This window comes from Bradyrhizobium sp. MI1.11, assembly GCF_055811255.1.
Genome location: NZ_JBVVPM010000026.1, coordinates 1 through 19,589 on the forward strand (window position 1 = coordinate 1; position 19,589 = coordinate 19,589).

Annotated in this window: 22 protein-coding genes; 15 read left to right on the forward strand and 7 right to left on the reverse strand. The window is 64.6% G+C overall.

The window, feature by feature from the left end; all coding sequences use genetic code 11:
• Positions 1-210: 210 nt before the first annotated feature.
• On the reverse strand, positions 211-1,635 hold the full coding sequence (locus tag AC0L30_RS24105) for an FAD-binding oxidoreductase (RefSeq protein ID WP_219683452.1): 1,425 nt from the start codon (positions 1,633-1,635) through the stop codon (positions 211-213).
• Positions 1,636-1,722: 87 nt separating this feature from the next.
• Here AC0L30_RS24105 and AC0L30_RS24110 point away from each other — a divergent pair, with 87 nt between their 5' ends.
• Entirely contained in the window at positions 1,723-2,229 is a 507-nt protein-coding gene (locus AC0L30_RS24110; protein WP_473405339.1) for a thioesterase family protein, read from the forward strand.
• Positions 2,230-2,234: 5 nt separating this feature from the next.
• Here the strand turns inward: AC0L30_RS24110 and AC0L30_RS24115 are convergent, their stop codons facing one another.
• Positions 2,235-2,408: a DUF1328 domain-containing protein gene (locus AC0L30_RS24115; protein ID WP_007600914.1), complete on the reverse strand. Its 174-nt coding sequence runs from the start codon at positions 2,406-2,408 to the stop codon at positions 2,235-2,237.
• A gap of 241 nt (positions 2,409-2,649) precedes the next feature.
• Between AC0L30_RS24115 and AC0L30_RS24120 the strand changes: the two genes are divergently transcribed.
• The 9 genes from AC0L30_RS24120 to AC0L30_RS24160 all read left to right on the forward strand — a co-directional run bounded on the left by AC0L30_RS24120 (position 2,650) and on the right by AC0L30_RS24160 (position 11,062).
• The gene (locus tag AC0L30_RS24120) at positions 2,650-5,235 is read left to right on the forward strand and encodes an ATP-dependent helicase (protein ID WP_473405340.1); all 2,586 of its coding nucleotides are present in this window, start codon (positions 2,650-2,652) and stop codon (positions 5,233-5,235) included.
• Between the two features lie 7 nt (positions 5,236-5,242).
• On the forward strand, positions 5,243-5,533 hold the full coding sequence (locus AC0L30_RS24125) for a type II toxin-antitoxin system HicB family antitoxin (RefSeq protein WP_473405341.1): 291 nt from the start codon (positions 5,243-5,245) through the stop codon (positions 5,531-5,533).
• Between the two features lie 88 nt (positions 5,534-5,621).
• Complete coding sequence (locus AC0L30_RS24130; protein ID WP_473405342.1) at positions 5,622-6,038, forward strand: hypothetical protein; 417 nt, start codon at positions 5,622-5,624, stop codon at positions 6,036-6,038.
• On the forward strand, positions 6,038-6,709 hold the full coding sequence (locus AC0L30_RS24135) for an OmpA family protein (RefSeq protein WP_473405343.1): 672 nt from the start codon (positions 6,038-6,040) through the stop codon (positions 6,707-6,709). The genes AC0L30_RS24130 and AC0L30_RS24135 overlap by 1 nt, the downstream gene beginning before the upstream one ends.
• A 154-nt stretch (positions 6,710-6,863) precedes the next feature.
• Positions 6,864-7,400, forward strand: coding sequence for an Mpo1 family 2-hydroxy fatty acid dioxygenase (locus tag AC0L30_RS24140; protein ID WP_007600909.1), 537 nt, complete (start codon positions 6,864-6,866; stop codon positions 7,398-7,400).
• 29 nt (positions 7,401-7,429) lie between these two features.
• Positions 7,430-8,461: an NAD-dependent epimerase/dehydratase family protein gene (locus AC0L30_RS24145; protein ID WP_473405344.1), complete on the forward strand. Its 1,032-nt coding sequence runs from the start codon at positions 7,430-7,432 to the stop codon at positions 8,459-8,461.
• Positions 8,462-8,491: 30 nt separating this feature from the next.
• Entirely contained in the window at positions 8,492-9,118 is a 627-nt protein-coding gene (locus AC0L30_RS24150; protein WP_007600907.1) for a methyltransferase family protein, read from the forward strand.
• A gap of 287 nt (positions 9,119-9,405) precedes the next feature.
• Positions 9,406-9,615, forward strand: a complete 210-nt coding sequence (locus AC0L30_RS24155; RefSeq protein WP_247358734.1) for a hypothetical protein — start codon at positions 9,406-9,408, stop codon at positions 9,613-9,615.
• A 142-nt stretch (positions 9,616-9,757) separates the two neighbouring features.
• Complete coding sequence (locus tag AC0L30_RS24160; protein WP_007600905.1) at positions 9,758-11,062, forward strand: PQQ-dependent sugar dehydrogenase; 1,305 nt, start codon at positions 9,758-9,760, stop codon at positions 11,060-11,062.
• Between the two features lie 3 nt (positions 11,063-11,065).
• Here AC0L30_RS24160 and AC0L30_RS24165 read toward each other — a convergent pair whose 3' ends face one another.
• Together AC0L30_RS24165 and AC0L30_RS24170 are read right to left on the reverse strand one after the other, a co-directional pair.
• Entirely contained in the window at positions 11,066-11,890 is an 825-nt protein-coding gene (locus tag AC0L30_RS24165; RefSeq protein ID WP_473405345.1) for an aspartate dehydrogenase, read from the reverse strand.
• Positions 11,891-11,927: 37 nt separating this feature from the next.
• The gene (locus AC0L30_RS24170; RefSeq protein ID WP_473405346.1) at positions 11,928-12,845 is read right to left on the reverse strand and encodes a LysR substrate-binding domain-containing protein; all 918 of its coding nucleotides are present in this window, start codon (positions 12,843-12,845) and stop codon (positions 11,928-11,930) included.
• Positions 12,846-12,978: 133 nt separating this feature from the next.
• On the opposite strand from AC0L30_RS24170, the gene AC0L30_RS24175 reads away from it, so the two are divergent.
• From AC0L30_RS24175 to AC0L30_RS24190, 4 genes are all read left to right on the forward strand, one after another.
• Positions 12,979-14,052 (forward strand): tartrate dehydrogenase, encoded by a 1,074-nt coding sequence (locus AC0L30_RS24175; RefSeq protein WP_473405347.1) that lies wholly within the window; start codon positions 12,979-12,981, stop codon positions 14,050-14,052.
• 229 nt (positions 14,053-14,281) lie between these two features.
• Positions 14,282-14,737: a small heat shock protein HspD gene (gene hspD / locus AC0L30_RS24180; RefSeq protein WP_035994254.1), complete on the forward strand. Its 456-nt coding sequence runs from the start codon at positions 14,282-14,284 to the stop codon at positions 14,735-14,737.
• A 116-nt stretch (positions 14,738-14,853) separates the two neighbouring features.
• The gene (locus tag AC0L30_RS24185; protein ID WP_007600899.1) at positions 14,854-15,171 is read left to right on the forward strand and encodes a hypothetical protein; all 318 of its coding nucleotides are present in this window, start codon (positions 14,854-14,856) and stop codon (positions 15,169-15,171) included.
• 26 nt (positions 15,172-15,197) lie between these two features.
• Positions 15,198-15,437 (forward strand): hypothetical protein, encoded by a 240-nt coding sequence (locus tag AC0L30_RS24190; protein ID WP_007600897.1) that lies wholly within the window; start codon positions 15,198-15,200, stop codon positions 15,435-15,437.
• A gap of 342 nt (positions 15,438-15,779) precedes the next feature.
• Here AC0L30_RS24190 and AC0L30_RS24195 read toward each other — a convergent pair whose 3' ends face one another.
• On the reverse strand, positions 15,780-16,721 hold the full coding sequence (locus AC0L30_RS24195; RefSeq protein ID WP_473405348.1) for a LysM peptidoglycan-binding domain-containing protein: 942 nt from the start codon (positions 16,719-16,721) through the stop codon (positions 15,780-15,782).
• A 128-nt stretch (positions 16,722-16,849) separates the two neighbouring features.
• The gene (locus AC0L30_RS24200) at positions 16,850-17,467 is read right to left on the reverse strand and encodes a CGNR zinc finger domain-containing protein (RefSeq protein WP_473405349.1); all 618 of its coding nucleotides are present in this window, start codon (positions 17,465-17,467) and stop codon (positions 16,850-16,852) included.
• 126 nt (positions 17,468-17,593) lie between these two features.
• Between AC0L30_RS24200 and AC0L30_RS24205 the strand changes: the two genes are divergently transcribed.
• Positions 17,594-18,442 (forward strand): alpha/beta fold hydrolase, encoded by an 849-nt coding sequence (locus AC0L30_RS24205; RefSeq protein ID WP_007600892.1) that lies wholly within the window; start codon positions 17,594-17,596, stop codon positions 18,440-18,442.
• A 22-nt stretch (positions 18,443-18,464) separates the two neighbouring features.
• On the opposite strand, the gene AC0L30_RS24210 is transcribed toward AC0L30_RS24205, so the two are convergent.
• Positions 18,465-19,454 carry a zinc-binding metallopeptidase family protein gene (locus AC0L30_RS24210; RefSeq protein WP_473405350.1) on the reverse strand — a complete coding sequence of 330 codons (990 nt, stop codon included), beginning with the start codon at positions 19,452-19,454 and terminating at the stop codon, positions 18,465-18,467.
• Positions 19,455-19,589 lie beyond the last annotated feature (135 nt).

Here is a 19,589-nt window from a genome sequence, read left to right on the forward strand (position 1 = left end):
CCGCCATGCCCGCCCCCGTGCCCACCGCCATGGCCGCCTTTCGCCAGTACCGCTCCCGCCAGCATGCACGCAAATGCCACCGCGGCAATTCGAATGACCGGTCGCACCATTGTACCCTCCCGCGCAGAACCCGGCCATAAGGCGTCGGAACTGGCGGGAATTGGAACCGGCAGGACTGCCGAAAGTTCCCGGTCGTTAGCTGCGCAGACTCTACGCCTCCGGAACAATCTTGCCGGGGTTGAAGATGTTTTGCGGATCGAGCGCCTTTTTCAGCGCCCGCATCGCGTCGATCGCCTCGGGGCCGAGCTCCGCCTTGAGATATTTCTGCTTGCCCTGGCCGATGCCGTGCTCGCCGGTGCAGGTGCCGTCCATCGCCTGCGCGCGCTCGACCAGCCGATGCATGAACTCCTCGCCGCGCGCCATCTCGTCGGCATCGTTGGTGTCGCAGACCAGCGAGCAGTGAAAATTGCCGTCGCCGACATGGCCGACGATCGGCGACAACAGGTTGAGACGCTTGAGATCTTCCTCGGTCTCGCCGACGCATTCGGCAAGCCGCGAGATCGGCACGCAGACGTCGGTCGCAACCACGCCGATGCTATCGCCCGGCCGCAGCGCCTTCACCGACCAATAGGCGTCGTGCCGCGCCTGCCACAGTTTTGTGCGATCCTCCGGCTTGGTGGTCCAGGAGAAATCGCCGCCGCCGCAGTCCTTTGCGATCTCGCCGAAGGCCTTCGATTGCTCGCCGACCTCGATCTCGGTGCCGTGGAATTCCATCAGCAGCAGCGGCGTTTCCGGCAGGGTCAACTTCGAATAGGCGTTGCAGGCCCGCACCTGCGCGGCGTTGAGCAGCTCGATGCGCGCCACGGGAATGCCGGTCTGGATCGCCAGGATCACGGCCTGACACGCCCCGTGCACGGTCTCGAACGACACCGCGCCGGCCGCGATCGTATCGGGGATGCCGCGCAGGCGGATGGTCAGTTCGGAGATGATGCCGAGCGTGCCCTCGGCGCCGACGAACAGATGCGTCAGGTCGTAGCCGGCGGATGATTTCTTCGCGCGCGTGCCGGTCGTGATGATCTCGCCGTCGCCGCGGACCACCTTCAGCGCCAGCACACTGTCGCGCATTGTGCCGTAGCGCACCGCGTTGGTGCCGGAGGCCCGCGTCGAGGCCATGCCGCCGAGGGAAGCGTCCGCGCCGGGGTCGATCGGGAAGAACAGGCCCTGGTCGCGCAGATGCTCGTTGAGCGCCTTGCGGGTGACGCCGGGCTGGATCACGCAGTCGAGGTCCTCGGCATGCACCGCGAGCACCTTGTTCATGTCGCGCAGGTCGATGCAGATTCCGCCGGCGGGTGCGTTGACCTGGCCCTCGAGCGAGGTGCCGGTGCCGAAGGCGATGACGGGCACGCCGTTTGTCGCGCAGATCCGCACCACGTCCTGGATGTCGGCGGTCTCCTGCGCCATCACCACGCCGTCCGGCGGCTGGTTCACGAGCCAGGTGGTGGTGTGGCCGTGCTGCTCGCGGACGGCCTGCGAGGTGATGAGGCGGTTGCCGAACCGTCCGGCAAGCTGCTCCAGCGCGCTCGCGAGGGCTTTCGGCGCCGGCCGCGGCGGATTATTGGTGATGGTCGTACCCACGGACGTTCCTCCCGACGAGACGAACCGTGGCAAAGGACATCTCACCGGTCAAGTCAAGCGACCGGACGCATAGCTGGGGAAGGACACATGCCGGAGACTGCTGCCACAACGATCGAGGGCGCGCCGTTCCGCGCCTCGATCATGCAGATCGAGCCGCAATGGATCGACTACAACGGCCACCTCAACATGGCCTATTACAACGTGATGTTCGACCGCGCGATCGACCAGATGTGGCTGACGCTTGGGATCGGGCCGGGCTATATGAAGGAGCGAGGCGGCTCGACCTTCACTGCCGAGTGCCACGTGCGGTATTTGCGCGAAATCCACTTGGGCGATCCCGTGCAGGTCTCGGTCTGGCTGCTGGAGGCCGACGACAAGCGGCTGCACACATTCCAGGAGCTGCGGCACGCCACCGAGGGCTGGTTGTCGGCGACCTCCGAAAACATGTCGCTTCACATCGACATGGGCTCACGAAAGGTGGCGGCGTTTCCGCCAGACATCCGCGAGCGCATCGCAGCGGTGGTCAAGGCCCACAGTGCCGTACCGCGGCCCGAGGGCATCGGCCGGAACGTGGCGATGCCCTCGAAGCGGTAAGCGCGCTAGACCCTGTTACGGCCGCGGGCCAGACCGACAACGGCCGAGACCAGGAACAGCACGACCGCGATGAAGAAGATGATCTTGGCGATTTCGATCGACGCGCCGGCGAGGCCGCCAAAGCCCAGGATACCGGCGATCAAGGCGATAACCAGAAACGTCACAACCCAGCTAAGCATGGTCCGAACCTCTGTTTCGATGTCTGTCTGCGATCGGCGCGGCTGACGCGCCTCACTTGCAGAACCAATCGCCAACTCGGAACAATGGTTCCGGGCCGCTGGCGCCGGAAATTCGCCTGACCCGCAGGAACAAATTGGCTTTCCGCGCACGTGGAAAACCCCCGTCCGCGGCCCCATATAGGGACCAATCCCTGTTAAGAAGGCTCCCCTTTCACCACCCCGCGGTGCCAACGTGGGGCAAATGATTCGCATGACCGAGCCGAGCAAGATCACGTCCCAGAGCGTCCCCGACCACCAGCCCGCAGCCGGCGGCATCGCCGCGCGTGCGCGGGCCTCGGTGGGCCCGCAATACCTGTCCGGGCTCAATCCGGAGCAGCGCGAGGCTGTGGAGACGCTGGACGGTCCGGTTCTGGTGCTGGCCGGCGCCGGCACCGGCAAGACCCGCGTGCTGACCACGCGCATCGCCCATATCCTGAGCCAGGGCCGCGCCCGCCCCTCCGAGATCCTGTCGGTGACCTTCACCAACAAGGCCGCGCGCGAGATGAAGCATCGGCTCGGCCAGATGCTCGGCCATGCGGTGGAAGGGATGCCGTGGCTCGGCACCTTCCACTCCATCGGCGGACGCATCCTGCGCACCCACGCCGAACTGGCGCAGCTCAAGTCGAACTTCACCGTGCTCGACGTCGACGATCAGGTGCGGCTCTTGAAACAGCTCCTGCAAGCCGACAACATCGACGACAAGCGCTGGCCCGCGCGCATGCTGGCCGGCCTGATCGACGGCTGGAAGAACCGCGGCCTGACGCCGTCGCAGGTGCCGTCGGGCGAAGCCGCCGTCTTCGCCAACGGCAAGGGCGGCAAGCTCTATGCGAGCTACCAGGAGCGGTTGAAGATTTTGAACGCCGCCGATTTCGGCGATCTGCTGCTCGAGGACATCCGCATCTTCCGCGAGCACCCGGATATCCTGCGGCAGTACCAGCAGCGCTTCAAATTCATCCTGGTCGATGAGTATCAAGACACCAACGTCGCGCAGTATTTGTGGCTGCGGTTGTTGTCGCAAGCGCCGACGAAGCCAACCTCGCCCACTGTCATTCCGGGGCGGCTCGAAGAGCCGAACCCGGAATCCGGAGATGAGTCCTCAGCTCGAGATTCCGGGTCTGCGCCTTCGGCGCATCCCGGAATGACGGCTGTCCCTGTAGGCCCCACCAAAAACATCTGCTGCGTCGGCGATGACGACCAGTCGATCTATGGCTGGCGCGGCGCGGAGGTCGACAACATCCTGCGCTTCGACCATGATTTCCCCGGCGCCAAGGTTATCCGCCTCGAGCGCAACTACCGCTCGACCGGCCACATCCTCGCCGCTGCCTCGCACCTGATCGCCCACAACGAGGGGCGGCTCGGCAAGACGCTGCGCACCGAGGACCATGACGGCGAGAAGGTCACGGTGACAGGCTCGTGGGATTCGGAAGAGGAAGCCCGCGGCATCGGCGAGGAGATCGAGCAGATCCAGCGCCAGGGCGACAAGCTCAACGAGATCGCGATCCTGGTGCGGGCGTCCTACCAGATGCGCGAGTTCGAGGATCGCTTCGTCACGCTCGGCCTGCCCTATCGCGTCATCGGCGGCCCGCGCTTCTACGAGCGCGCTGAAGTCCGCGATGCGCTGGCCTATCTGCGCGTCATCAATTCGCCGGCCGACGATCTCGCCTTCGAGCGCATCGTCAACACGCCCAAGCGCGGCCTTGGCGATGCCACCGTGCAGATGCTGCACGATCACGCCCGCAAGCGCCGCATTCCGCTGTTCGAAGCGGCGCGCGCGGTGGTCGAGACCGACGAGCTCAAGCCGAAGGCGCGCGGCTCGTTGCGCGACGTCGTTGCCCAGTTCGACCGCTGGCGGGCCCAGCGCGAGGTCACGTCGCACACGGATCTCGCCCAGATCGTGCTCGACGAGAGCGGCTACACCGAGATGTGGCAGAAGGACCGCTCGGCTGACGCCGCGGGCCGGCTCGAGAACCTCAAGGAGCTGGTGCGCTCGATGGAGGAGTTCGAGAACCTGCAAGGCTTCCTCGAGCACATCTCGCTGGTGATGGACCGCGACAGCGGCGCCGATGAGGACGCGGTGTCGCTGATGACGTTGCATTCGGCCAAGGGGCTGGAATTCGACAACGTGTTCCTGCCGGGTTGGGAGGAAGGTCTGTTTCCGAGCCAGCGCACGCTGGACGAACAGGGCCGAGCCGGCCTCGAGGAAGAGCGCCGGCTCGGTCATGTCGGCCTGACCCGGGCCCGCCGCCGCGCCAAAATCTATTTTGCCACCAATCGGCGGATCCATGGCACCTGGTCGACCACGATCCCCTCGCGCTTCCTCGACGAATTGCCCGCGGCCAATGTCGAGATCACGGAATCCAAGGGCGGCTCGGCCTGGGGCGGCACCGGCGGCTACGGCGCCTCCCGCTTCGACGACATGGAAGCGTTCGGCTCCACCTATTCGACCCCCGGCTGGCAGCGCGCCCAGGCCAATCGCAATCGCGGCGGCGGCGGGGGCGGCAATGGCGGCCGCGGCAGCTTCGAGGAACAGGCCTCGTCGTTTTCGTCCCAGTCGTCCTCGCCCGATTTCGGCAGCTTCTCCTCGCGCCGTCGGGGGCCCCTGACGATCGAGGGCGAGCTGGTGGCCAAATCCACCGGCACGACCTCGGAATTCGCCCTCTCCGACCGCGTCTTCCACCAGAAATTCGGCTATGGCCGCGTCACCAAGATCGACGGCAACAAGCTCACCATCGCCTTCGACAAGGCGGGGGAAAAGAAGGTCGTGGACAGTTTTGTGCAGCGGGCGTGAGGCCTGCATGCCGCACTACATCGCCATCATCGAGGATGCCGGCCCGGACGAGGCCGTAGGCGTGTGGTTTCCCGACCTGCCAGGCTGCATTTCCGGCGGCGACGACGTCGATGAGGCCCTGGAGAATGCGCCCGAGGCACTCGCGTTCTATGCACAGGAACTGATCGCGGACGGCCGCCAGCTTCCGCCGCCGCGGACATTGGACGAGCTCAAGGCCGACCCTGATGTGGCCGACGACCTCGCGAAGCACACGGTCGCCCTGGTCGAATGGCCGCCCCTTGCCGACGCCCCGGAGTGAGGACTGTTCGCCGCACTGGTCGGACTCTCGACAGTTCTCGCCCGAACGCCCCTTGACCCCCGCGAACTTCCCCGTATCAGATGCGGCCATGGTCCGGGGCTCCATCACACTGATCTTGCTGGCATTGGGTATGCCGTCGCTTGCGGCGGCGGAGACCATGAGCTTTGGCGATGCGATCGGGATGCTGGCGAAAAGTTGCGGTGCGGAAATCGTTGCCAATTGCCGCGGCGTCAACCCGGATTCGACCCGCCTGAAGGAGTGCCTGTCGCGCAACCGCGACGTGCTCTCGCAGCAGTGCCAGAGCGACTATCTCGGCGCCTTCGATGCCATCCAGAAGCGCGTCGCCGCGCGAGTCACGGTCGCGAACGCCTGCCAGCGCGAGATCGTCAAGGTCTGCGGCGGCTCGACCAAGGAGACCAGCAAGGCGGTCCCCTGCCTGGTATCGACCCCTAAAGGCATCAGCAACAACTGCCTGAAGGCCGTCGACGACGCGGGGTATCGGTGATGCCAGCGAACAGGCTTACCACCGCCGGAATATGCATCGCGCTTGGCCTCGCTTTGCTCGCGGGCACAGCCGAGGCGCAGACGGCGCCGCCGACCCGCGACGACATCGTCGGCAAGCTCAACCATTTCGAACACCCCGCCGAGATCGATATCCCCGCGCTGAAGCTGCAGGTGATGGAGCGGGCCAAGGCCAGGATCAAGAACGATCCGGGTCCGGTGAACCGGCCGTTGATCGCGCCTGATCTGGCCAGTTTGCCGACGTTCACCGCGCAGATCCAGTTCGACGCCGACACTCCGATCATCCAGCCGGCGTCCTACCAGACCGTCGGCCGCCTCGCCGACGCGCTGGTCCATGCATCGCTACTGCCCTACACATTTCTGATCGTCGGCCACGTGGAATCCAATGCGAAAACGCGCGAGGCCAACGCCATCCTGAGCCAGCGCCGGGCGGACGCGATTCGCGACGTGCTGGTGAACACGTTCAAGATCTCGACCAAGCGGCTGCATCCGATCGGCCTCGGCGAGGAGCAGTTTCTCGACCGGGCCAAGCCAGGCTCGGCTGTCAACGGCCAGTTGCAAATCGCGACCTACGCCAAGGTACCGGAGGAAGCGCCTGCGCATCCGGCTGCGACACCTGCGCCTGCGGCGAAAAAGCCCGCTAGGAAGCACTGAGCGGACGCGCCACGGCGCCTGACGGAACCCTTTGAAGTCCCGATCGTTTTGTGACCTGTCTCACAGCGCGACGGCGCGGCTTCGCGCGACAATCGCGCCGGTTTGTGCACCGCCCTATCAGGTGCTATAGGCTTTTTTCGTCCTCCCCGACCCCATGCTGCACGAGACCGAGATGGCCAGTTATTTTCAACACCAACTGGCCGACTACGTCGAATATCATCGCGATCCTTGGAACTGCGCGATGCACGTGGTCGGCATCCTCTTGCTCTTCACCGGTGCTGTGCTGCCGCTGACGCAGGTGCATTTCCCGCTGTTCGGGATCGAGGTCAGCCTGGCCGTAATTCTTGCCCTGCCGGTGCTGGTCTACTGGCTGATGCTGGACGCCGGGATCGGGCTCGGCATCCTCGCCGCGATGATCGTGCTGCTTTTGGTCGCAACCGCGATCGGCAATCAGGTCTCGATCGTCATGATGTGGTCGATTTTTGCGGTGCTGATCGGACTTGGCGTCACTGCGCAGGTCGTCGGCCACAAGGTTTTCGAGGAGCGGCAGCCGTCGATGGTCGACCACCCCACGCATTTCCTGCTTGGACCGATGTTTGTCATGGCAAAATTATTCATTGCATTGGGCTTCCGTCGCGACCTTGCCGCGATTCTGGCGCCTGTTCCGACCAATTCCCTTTCAACCCGATAGTTCTAGACGCGAAACAGCAAACCTTCTGCATGGCTCTCGTACTGGTTACCGGTGGCAGCGGCTTCATCGGACATCATCTCGTAGAAGCGCTCCGCGCCCGTGGGCAGCGGGTGCGTGTTCTCGATGTTCGTGCGCCGGCCACGCCGTATGCCGACGTTGAATATGCCCGTGGCTCGGTGCTGGACGGCGCCGCGGTCGGTGCCGCGATGGCGGGTGTGGATCAGGTCTATCACCTCGCCGGCCTGCCCGGCATGTGGGTCGCCGACAAGCAGGCCTTTCACGATGTCAATTGCCGCGGCACCGAGATCATGCTCGCGGCCGCGATGAAGCGCGGGATCTCGCGCTTCCTGCACTGCTCGACGGAATCGATCCTGTTCCCCTATTCCGACCTCAACGGTGTTCCCGCCGAAGAGGCGCTGCAGCCGGCCGATGCGATGCCGGGCGCCTACACGCGGTCGAAATCGCTGGCCGAGCATTGCGCCGCGAAGGCCGCAGCCGCAGGCTTCCCGCTGGTGATCGGCACCCCGACCATGCCGATCGGTGCTGCCGACCATAATCTGACGCCGCCGACCGCGATGCTGTGGTACTTCCTGCAGAAGAAAGTGCAGCCGCATCTCGACTTCCCGGTCAATCTCGTCGACGTCCGCGACGTCGCCATGGGCCTCGTGCTGACCATGGAACGCGGGCGTAACGGCCAGCGCTACATCCTCGGCGGCGACTGCGTCAGGCTCGGCCAGATTCTGCGGATGATGTCCGCGATGAGCGGCCGCCGGCAATTCCCGGTCGTCGTTCCCGGCAAGATGGCCGAGCTGTCGGGCATCATGCTCGAATATCTCTCCGATCGTATCACGCGCCGGCCGCCCAACGGCACTGCCGAGGGCGTGCGCATCGCGCTCGCCGCTAGCGACCTCTCGATCGGCAAGGCGCGCACCGAGCTCGGCTACGCGCCGCGCCCGATCGAGCCGGTCCTGCGCGAAACCATCACCCATCTTCTCGCCCGCGGCGGCGCGCTTGCCTCCGGCGCCATCGAGCATCACGCGCTCTCCTCGCGCGCCAGCTGAGCTGCCGCCCAACCCAAAGAACCTTTCCGCATGTCCTTCGATTTCAGCAAGCTTCTCTCTGTCGCCTGGGGTGGTTGGACCACGACCTGGCCGACGCAACTGCTCGCCCTGATCTGGCTCGCCTGGCTCGCAAGCTGGGTCGGCGCCTCGTTCTGGCAGGGCCGTACCCAGAAGCAGGTGATGACGCTGGAGTCCGGCCGCTATCGCATCCCGATCCTGGTCGGCGGCATCCTGTTCACGCCCTGGACCGCCGAGGTGCTCGGTGAGAAGCCGCTCTGGGTGTTCAGCAATACAGCCGTCTACGTCGTGGCGCTGATCGTGCTGGCCGGCATCTCCTTCACCTGGTGGGGACGGCTGCATCTCGGACAGTTCTGGTCCAACACCATCACCCACAAGCAAGACCACCGCGTCATCGACACCGGCCCGTACGGCATCGTGCGCCATCCGATCTACACCGGCCTGATCCTCGGCATGCTGGTGACCGGCATCGCGGTCGGCACGGTCACTGCGATGCTCGGCGCGATCCTGATCTCGCTCGGCATGTGGCAGAAGGGCCGAATGGAAGAAGTGTTCCTGTCCAAGGAGCTCGGCGAAGACGCCTACGGCGCTTATTGCCGCCGCGTGCCGATGATCATCCCGTTCCTGTCGCCGCGGTAAGAGCGGGTATCGCTTCAACGCTGTCATCGCAAGCGTAGCGCAGCTGCACCTCCGGAGTCGTCCTGGCGAAAGCTAGGACCCATTACCCCAGGGAGCGGTTTGGCGAGGATTGCCCGGAACTGAGGTCGCACGCAATCGATGGATTCCGCGGTATGGGTCCTGGCTTTCGCCAGGACGACGTTGAGGAAGCTGGGTGCGCAACACATCGGCCCCCTGCTGCCAGGAACCCCTGCTGCCTGCGCCCGTTAGCCCCTCGATACCTGCCACCACTCGCAGAGCATCGAGCCATGTCCGACGCCTACGATTATTTTCGCGAGCACGCGATCGCCGCCGTCCGCAAGGCGCGGGCGCTGCCGCCCGGGCGGCCGAAGCAGAAGCAGCGCACGGTGGCGCGCGTCTATCATCTCCTGTCCAGGGAGGCCGCGCTCGCGCCGAACATCCATCATCTCGATGATTTTCGCACGGCACGCCGGGCCGAGCGGCAGATCGGCCGCTGATCTCCGGGCCCAGCCTTCCGGCGTTCGTCCCATGCAAATTCGAACGTCTGCCATTCCACGGGAATAGAGCCCCGCGGCCCGTCGCACAGGTTGACGTCTGCCCCGCCAGCCCGTTGGATGCGCGCGCAAACAGGGGCCTCTCATGACTTTTTCCAGCATCTTTGCGCAGTTCGTTGCGCTTCTCGGCGGCATCGCGCTGCAATGGCGAAAGCTGTCGGGCACCGTGCCTGCGCCGGCCTGGGGCCAGTCGCCCGCTATTCCCGAAGCCAAGCCGCAGGGCGCCATCCCGACACTGAAGATGCCGACGGCGCGGGGCTGGAGCGAAGGACAGAAGCCGACGGTCGCACCCGGGCTCAAGGTCAATGCGTTCGCGACCGGCCTCGACCATCCGCGCTGGATCGAGGTGCTGCCCAATGGCGATGTGCTGATCGCGGAGGCGACGCAGATCGCGGGGGCGCCGAGATCGGTGTTTCATTACGCGATGCAGGCGACGATGCGGCGCGCCGCCGCGCTCGGCGTCAGTGCCAACCGCATCACGCTGCTGCGCGACAAGGATGGCGACGGCGTCGCGGAGTATCGCGGCGCGTTCATGGAAAATCTCAGCCAGCCGTTCGGCATGGCGCTGGTCGGCGACACCTTCTATGTCGGCAACACCGACGGCGTGATGGCCTTCCCGTACGTGGCGAACGCCGATCGCATTACCGCGCCGGGCAAGCGCCTCACCAATTTCAAGCCAAGCGGCCACTGGACCCGCAGCCTGCTCGCAAGCCCCGACGGCAAAAAACTCTATGCCGGCGTCGGCTCGCTCAGCAACATCGCCGAGATGGGCATGGAGGTCGAGGAAGGCCGCGCCGCGGTCTACGAACTCGACCTCGTCGCCGGCACGCACCGCATCTTCGGCGCCGGCCTGCGCAATCCCGTTGGTCTTGCCTGGGAGCCGACGACCGGTGTGCTTTGGACCGTCGTCAACGAGCGCGACGGCCTCGGCGACGAAACGCCGCCGGACTATCTGACCTCGGTGCGCGACGGCGGCTTCTACGGCTGGCCCTATTGCTACTGGGGCAAGACGGTTGACGAGCGCGTGCCGCAGGATCCGGCGATGGTCGCCAAGGCGCTCACGCCGGACTACGCGCTCGGCGGCCACACCGCTTCGCTCGGCCTGTGCTGGATGCCGGCGGGCACGCTGCCTGGCTTCCCCGACGGCATGGCGATCGGCCAGCACGGCTCGTGGAATCGCAGCACGCTGTCCGGCTACAAACTGGTGTTCATCCCGTTCGAGAACGGAAAGCCTTCGGGTCCCGCACGCGACATCCTGTCCGGCTTCCTGGCACCCGACGAAAAGGAATCCTACGGCCGCCCGGTCGGCGTCGTGATCGGTCCTGACAAGAAGTCGCTGCTGATGGCCGACGACGTCGGCAATGTGATCTGGCGTGTCACCGGCGCTTGAAGGTTATGTTCCAACACTGAGCGTGGCGCGCTGCTTGCGGAGCAGGGCGATCACGGACAGCGCCGTGATCAACCCGGTCTTGGGATTTTCGGAGGGGATGTTCTCGATTGACATCGAGAAGCGCGCCGAATCCGCCTCGACCTCGATGCGGTGAACATTGCGCGTCACGGTCGGGTCGGCCCAGATTTGCACCCGGGTGCGATCCGGCCCGACGCCCGCGAGCGACAGCGCGACCGCGACGTTGAGATTGGCCGGAAAGCCTTTTGCGGCCTCGCGCGCCGTGCCTTCGAACAGCTTCAGCGGCTCGCGCAGATTGTCGATATCGATGTTGTTCTGGACGATGAACGGCGCGCCCTTCAAGCCGTCGATCGGCTTGCGCGTCATCATCCTCACCGAATGAATGGTGCCGATCGCAGCCGCGTTGACGGCGTCGAGTCCGATCAGCGCGCCGGTCGGCACGAGGATGCGGCCGCCATTGGCGCGGGCGAGATCGACAAGATCGAAATTGTCGAGCAGCCCGCCGACACTGACGACGACCGCGGCCCTGCCGCGTTTCACCGCGGGCTCGACGATCGCACGCAGTTGGCTGCTCGGCGCGCATTCGACCACGATGTCGGCGGCGTCGCCGAGTTGGTCGAGCGGCAGGACGGATGGCGGACGACGCAGGCTGGCGAGGAACGTCTGATGCTTTGCGGGATCGCGCACCGCCACGGCAGAGAGCGTCAATCCTTCGATGCCCTGATCGAGCGCGGTCGCGATCTTGGTGCCGATCGAGCCGAGCCCCGCGATGGCAACCCGCAATTCGTTCGAAGCTCTCCGTTCCGTCATCGCATCACCCTTCTCGCCCAGCCGATGTCATAGCGCCTCAGGCGTCCCGCGCATAGCTGCGCAGGCGCGCCTCGAGCACGGACAGCATCGCGTCGCGGGCCGGGTCACGCGAGCCGCGCAGCCATGCGGCAGCGAGCGGCAGCCGGCCGACGGGTCCGATCTGCTTTGGCCGCAGCGGCACGAAGCGCACGCCGGATACCGCCATCCGGGTGGACCAACGCGGCACGATTGCGACACCGAGCCTGGTTGCGACGAGATTGATGATGGTCTGCTTCTCGTCGGCGACCTGCACGATGCGCGGCGTGAGGCCAGCCTGCTCGAACAGTTTCATGATGAGGTCGTGGCTGTGCGGCCGCGAGCGGCGATCAGGCACCAGCATCGCCTCCTCGGCAATCTCAGCCAGCGTGATCGACTTGCGTTTGGCCAGCGCGTGGCGCTGCGGGAATGCCACGATGGCTGTTTCCTGCAGCAGATCGCGGAATTCAAGCCGCTTGTCCGGCTGGGCCGGCGGACGCACGAAAGCGAGATCGAGCGCACCGGTCAGGATCTTTGGCAGCAGCCGGACGGTCTTGTCCTCGAGAAGCTGCACCGCGATGTCAGGATGTTTTGCACGGAAGTCGCGCAAGAGCGCCGGCAACAACCCGGCCGCAGCACTGTCGATGGCGCCGACCCGGAGTTTTCGAGCAGCCCCTGCGCGCGAGCGATTGCGCAGATTGCTCTCGACCGCTTCGACGCGGGCGAGGATGGCACGGGCATCGCGCAGCAGCATTGCGCCATCTTCCGTCAGCGACACCGCCCGCGTCGTCCGCGCGAACAGCCGCGTATCCAGATCCTGCTCCAGCAGCTTAATCTGGCGGCCGAGTGCGGAGGGCAGCATCTGGAGATGCTGCGCCGCGCGGCCGAAATGCAACTGCTCGGCCGCCGCCACGAAGCATCGCAACTGATGCAATTCCATTCACCGGTCCTCTGATCCTGTGACGGAATTATATCATTTTTTTGTATAAACCAGTGTCGATTGAGTCCCTGCCCCTCCCCGCCTAGGTTCCCTAGCGTCACGCAATCCCACCGACATCTGGACGGAGCACTTCATGCGCACCCATTCGATTGCAGCGATCCCCGCCGACGGCATCGGCCCCGAGGTCATCTCCGCCGGCGTTCGCGTGCTGGAGGCGCTGGCCAAACGTAGCGGCGATCTCGCCTTCAACATCAAGACGTTCGACTGGGGTTCGGACTATTACAAGAAGCACGGCGTCATGATGCCGGCCGACGGCCTCGCGGAGCTCAAGAAATTCGACGCGATCTATTTCGGCGCGGTCGGTGCGCCCGACGTGCCCGATCACATCACGCTGTGGGGCCTGCGGCTACCGATCTGCCAGGGCTTTGACCAATACGCCAATGTGCGGCCGACCAAGATCTTGCCGGGCGTCGCCTCGCCGCTGCGCAATGTCGGCGTCGGCGACCTCGACTGGGTGATCGTGCGCGAGAATTCGGAGGGCGAGTATGCCGGCATGGGCGGCCGCGCCCACAGGGGTCTCCCGGAAGAGGTCGGCACCGAGGTCGCGGTGTTCACCCGCGGCGGCGTGACGCGGATCATGCGCTATGCATTCGAGCTCGCCCGGTCGCGTCCGCGCAAATTCCTGACCGTGGTGACCAAGTCGAACGCGCAGCGCCATGGCATGGTGATGTGGGACGAGATCGCCGCCGAGGTCGCGGCCGAATTCCCTGATGTGACCTGGGACAAGATGCTGGTCGACGCCATGACGGTGCGCATGACGCTGCATCCGAAGAGCCTCGACACCATTGTCGCGACCAATTTGCACGCCGACATCCTCTCCGACCTCGCCGGGGCGCTGGCGGGCAGCCTCGGCGTCGCGCCGACCGCCAATATCGATCCGCAGCGCCGCTTCCCCTCGATGTTCGAGCCGATCCACGGCTCGGCCTTCGACATCACCGGCAAGGGCATCGCCAATCCGGTCGCGACGTTCTGGACCGGCGCGCAGATGCTGGAGCATCTCGGCGAGAAGGACGCGGCGGTGCGGTTGATGGCGGCGGTGGAGAAAGTATGTGCAGCCGGCGTGCTGACGCCCGATGTCGGTGGCACGGCGACGACGAAGGACGTGACGGACGCCGTGATCGAGGCGATCCACGGATCGAACGCGTAGTCCGAGGTGCGTCTCCCTCCCCGCCCGTTCTTGCGGCGAGAGGGTTAGGGAGGCGCGGGGGATTCCAAAAAATTTTGGACCCCCTCTTGAAACCAAAACAGGCTTTTTTTATTTTTCCGCTGCCGCCGAGAGGTGGCGTTCCCGACGCCTGGTGGGTCGGGAAGCTGAGACGGGCACCGGTCGTGTCCGGTGTCGTTCGTATCCATTTTGCTCCTTGGAGGATCTGGCTATGCGCACTTACGACTTCTCTCCCTTGTGGCGTTCGACCGTTGGTTTCGACCGCCTTTTCGACCTCGTTGAAACGGCACAGCGTGCCGGCGAGGACAACTATCCCCCCTACAACATCGAACGCATCGGCGAGGATCGCTACCAGATTTCGCTTGCGATTGCGGGCTTCGCACCCAACGAGGTCGCGGTGACGGCCGAGCAGAACGCGGTGACCGTCGAGGGAAACAAGCCGGACAGAACCGAACGCGAATATCTCTACCGGGGCATTTCCGCGCGGCCGTTCAAGCGGCAGTTTAACCTGGCCGATTATGTTCAGGTGCACAGCGCCTCGTTCGAGAACGGCCTGCTCAAGATCGAACTGGTCCGGGAAATCCCTGAAGCCATGAAGCCGCGGCGAATTGCCATCAATGCCGCGCCGTCCGGCAACGTGCATCAACTCGAAGGCAAAGCCGCCTGAATTTGGTCTGTCGGAGACCCGGTGATCCCGCCCGATCGTCGGGCGGGATCGACCATGGCCTTCGACCGGGCACCCGAATGCAAGTCAGAGGTTTAAAGAAAGGAGGAGGACCTCTCATGCTCGATCATGTCGACAACATCATCGATCTGAATGCGATATTGCACCCTGGCTCTGTCTATGATCATCCCCGCGACGTCCTAGCCGATCCAACTCTGTCGATCGGCGAGAAGCGTGCAATCCTCGCGTCCTGGGCTTCGGACGCAGCCAGTATCGCCTCGAGTCCGGCATTGCGCGAACTGCCCGGCTCGGGCAAAGCCGTCACCATCGACGAAATTCTGGAAGCGCTCGCGAGCCTCGACCACCATCCGAAAGGACCTCCGGGTGGCAAGCCGGTCCGCACGCGATCCGTCGAACGAACCGGCCTCGCAGCCTAGGCAACGACAGCTCAACGAGGATTGCGATGATGGTTGATGAAGAGCTGGCCTTGTTGCGCGGCCACCGCAGCAACATCAGCCGCTATCAGCGGTTGCTCAAGACCGAGCTGACCGAGTTCGAGCGGCGGTTCATCGAGAGACGTGTGTCCGAGGAGCGTTCGGCGATCGAGAAGCTCGCCCTCTCCGCCTTTCCGCTCACCTTTCAGGCCCCGAACGGCGCGATGGGGAACGCAATCACGCGCCGGGCGGCAAGCAGCCACGGCTAATTGACATGCCCGAACACCTCCCGACGTTCGAAGTGTTCCTGAAGAAATGCGGTCGAAGGACATGGCGATGGCATGTCTGTACGACGGAGGGACGCCTCGTCATGCACGGCTTCGAAAATGGCCGACCCGCCGCCAAATATGCGGCTGAAAGGGCATTGTTTCTGATGCTTCTCGCCGCGCCCTATCGCCCGGCGGGCCGGGCTTCCACCACGGCTCGCTCCTCCTTGGCGACATCCGCATCAAGATGGCTGCCGCGGCACAAGATGCGTGAATGACAGGTGCCGCGGGGATGGTGCCTGGCGGCAGCCAAGCTCCATCCCGGCCATCTCCGTTGCAGACCGCTTACCGCCGTCCGGGCGGTGGGGTGGCCATGGCGGCTGTCGGGTCCGGCGGCGTCAGGTGGCGCGGGACGATGATGGACTGGCCGGGGGTAAGCGTTGCGTTCTCCGGCAACGAATTGCTCTGCGCCAGCGACCACAGCGGCACGCGATTGGCTGCCGCGATGCTCTCCATGGTGTCGCCGCGGCGCACCGGTTGCCGCACGCCGCTGTCCCACAATTCGACCAGCGTATTCGCCGGCACGAGATAGCGCAGCGGCACGGCATCCACCTGCGTCTGGGGCGGAATGCGCGGCAACTGCGTGACCATGTCGACGATCTGACGGTGGATGTCGTCGGACTTCTCGATGTTGATGTGGCTGACCCGCGCGTTCTCCTTCAGGTCATAGCTCGCATAGTGACCGCGATAACCCGGCACCGCGACCACGTTGCCGCCGCCAAGCACGCTGTCGGAGAGGTAGATGTTGATGAAGCGCTCGACATTGAGCGGCACGTCGCCGGTCGCATGCGCGGGATCGATGGTGATGACGAGGCTGATCGGGATGTTCTCCTTGGCCGCCATCTCCGAGATGACGATCGAGCAAAGCCCGCCCATCGAATGCCCGATCAGCACGATCGGCGCCGGCGTTTCCTTGTAGCTGGAGATGGCACGATCGCCGATCCATCGGCAGATGGTGAATTCATAGACGTTGGCCGAAAAGCCGGCCTGCGTCAGCTTCTCTTCGAGCCGGTCCATGCCGGTGGAGAAGAACGGCCCCATGGCGCCCCGAAACAGGTAGATTTTCGGCGGCGGCAATGGCTCAAACGGTACGGGCGGTGGTGCGGCGGGTGCGGCGGGTGCGGCCGCGGCGGGCTTCGTCTTGGCAGGTGAGGCAACGGCCGGCCCGATGCTTAAGGCGAGCAGCGCAACGGCTGCCAGCGCGAGAAGTCGCCTCAAATCGATCATCAGTCCAGCAGTCCCACTCCGGGAGGCTGCAGCCTCCCCCAAAGGCGCTTAGTGACGGCCGATTGGGTGGAATTTGGGGCACGGAACCGGGGCTCGATCCGCGCTCATTCCAGCATCTCGACACCCAATCAATGCACGCTCTTGAGCCTGCTGCGGTGGGCAGCCTGTTTCGCGCGGTTGCCGCAGACCGCCATGATGCACCATCGCCGCGCGCGCCTGCGCGTGTGGTCGGCGAACAGCATGGTGCAGTTGTGCCCCTCGCACGCCTTGACGTTGGAAAAGTCCTCGTCGCATACGAACTTCGCCATGGCTTCGCCAACCGGCAGCAATAGCGCTTCCGGCGAGCGCCAGCGCCGTTTCATTCGCAATGCGAGAGCGCCGCCATCGTGAGGCCCGGGCTCGATCCGGCTGAAGGCTTCGTCGCGCTCCAGCAGGCTGTTCAATGGACCGAGCTCGCGCAATGCATCCCTCGTGAGCGGCCGGCCCGCATGCTTGCGCACGAATCCCCTGAACCATTCGCGCAAGGCGCGCGCCTGATCCGCGACCTTGTCCAGTTCGTCCGGCGTGGCGCGGGCCGTCAGCGCGTGCAGATCATCCGGCGGCACCAGCTTTGCCTGCGCCAGCCAGTCGATCAGGCCATGACCACCGTCGATCCAGTCCACCGGCGTATCGACCGGTGTCGCCACCGAGTTGAGAAAGTCGAGGCCGAGCGAGTCGGCGATGAACATGGCGGGCGGGCGATCCATGAGCGGTCCTTGGCCGGTCGGGAGAACATGGACCTACATAACCGGTTAAGGCGCCATTGACAAGTTACGACGGTGGACGTAACCTCTTAGCTAGCTTTAATAGGGTTACTACCAATGGAGAAGGTCATGTCAATCACGTACCGCAGCGCGGATGTCGACGGATTCAAGGTGGCCTATCGCGAGGCCGGCACTGTCGGAGCGCCAAAACTCCTGCTGCTTCACGGCTTCCCCAGCGCAGGCCACATGTTTCGCGACCTCATTCCGCTGCTTGCGGACAGGTTTCATATCGTGGCGCCCGACCTTCCCGGCTTCGGCCAATCCGGCATGCCTTCGCGCGAAAGCTTCCGTTACACGTTCGATAGCGTCGCACGCGTGATCGAACGCTTCACCGAGGTGATCGGCTTCGACCGGTTCGCGGTCTACGTCTTCGACTACGGCGCGCCGACTGGTTTCCGGCTTGCGCTCAGCCACCCCGAGCGGATCACGGCGATCATCTCGCAGAACGGCAATGCCTATGAGGATGGCCTTAGCGACAACTGGACTCCGCTCAAGGCCTATTGGCAGGATCCCTCGCCGGCCAATCGCGACGCGCTGCGCGCGCTCCTCACGCCGGAAGCCACGCGCTGGCAGTACACGCATGGTGTTTCCGATCCGATGACCGTGTCACCGGATGGCCAGAACCTCGACAATTTCTACCTTGCGCGCCCGGGCTCGGACGACGTGCAGCTCGACCTGTTCGGCGACTACAAGAGCAACGTCGCGCTCTACCCCGCCTTCCAGGACTATTTCCGCAAGCACAAGCCGCCGTTCCTGGCGGTCTGGGGCAAGAACGATCCGTTCTTCATTCCGCCCGGCGCCGAAGCGTTCAAACGCGACAATCCGAATGCCGTGGTGCAGTTCTTTGACACCGGTCATTTCGCGCTGGAGACGCACGCGAAGGAGATCGCGGACAGCATTCGCGCGTTCCTGACGTAACGGGGGCCGTCCTGCGCGATGTTTACGCCGCCAAACTCTGCTGATCGCGGAATGCGCTGATCGCCATGTGGACGAGATGCAGCTTGCCCTTGACCGCCGGCGATATGTCGAAGGGATATGCGTCGCTCATCCCAAGCGAGCGGTTGAGTTCGTTGATGCTGCGGGCAAGCGGCATCCACAGGGCCAGGAGTGCCTCGAAGTCGCTCTCGAGATAGGGATCCGTCAGGGTCTGGCGGGCGCGCTCGTCCAGCGACAACGGCAAACCTGCCAGCGAGTCGAGCGTCGACACAATGTGCAGGAAATGCGCGAACGTTTCCGCCCAATCCTCCCAGGGGTGGGACGTGGCGTACTCGCTGATGAAGCCGCTCCGGTCGTATGAACGGTCGGCGCGGCTGTAATAGGAGTTGATTGCGGCCTGATAGTCCTGCGCCTGGTCACCGAAGATCAGCTTGAACGGGGCCTGGAATGTCGTGCCGTCAACGAGCAGGTCCCAATAGAAGTGACCGATCTCGTGCCGGAAATGTCCGAGCAGCGTGCGGTACGGCTCCCGGAATGCCACGCGGCGAGATTCTCGTTCGACATCGTCGGCCTCGGCAAGGTTGAGCGTGATCAGGCCCGAGAGATGCCCGGTCAGGATCGGACTGACCTCGTCCGAGAGAATGTCGAAAGCCAATGGTTCGCCGCTGCGCGATGCGAGCGGAAGCCTGAGGCGGCTGAGATCATAGAGAAGACGGCGCTTGGCTTCCTCCATGCGGCGCCAGAGCATGACGTTTCTGGTGCTGCCGAGGTTCGGAATCGTGCGCGTGACGCGACACGAGCCGCAATACCAGTCCGCGCCCTCGACACACCAGTTGCAGCCGATGATCTCGCGGTTACGGCAAGCTTGATGGGATGCAAGTTTCGTCATCTCGATGCGCGAGGAATCGAATGCCAGCTCGGTGCTGCAATTCGCGCACGCGACGTGCTCGAACGAGACAGGATGGCGGCATGACGGGCACTGAAAAAACTTCACGTGGACTGGCCCCAGACAGACGGCACACCGGAACACCGGCCTGTCAATTCGAGGAACTCTTATTTCTTGCGACCGTCGCTGTTGCCTGCGAGCAGCGCCCGCTGCGTTCGCAGCGCGTGCTGTCTCAACAGGCCA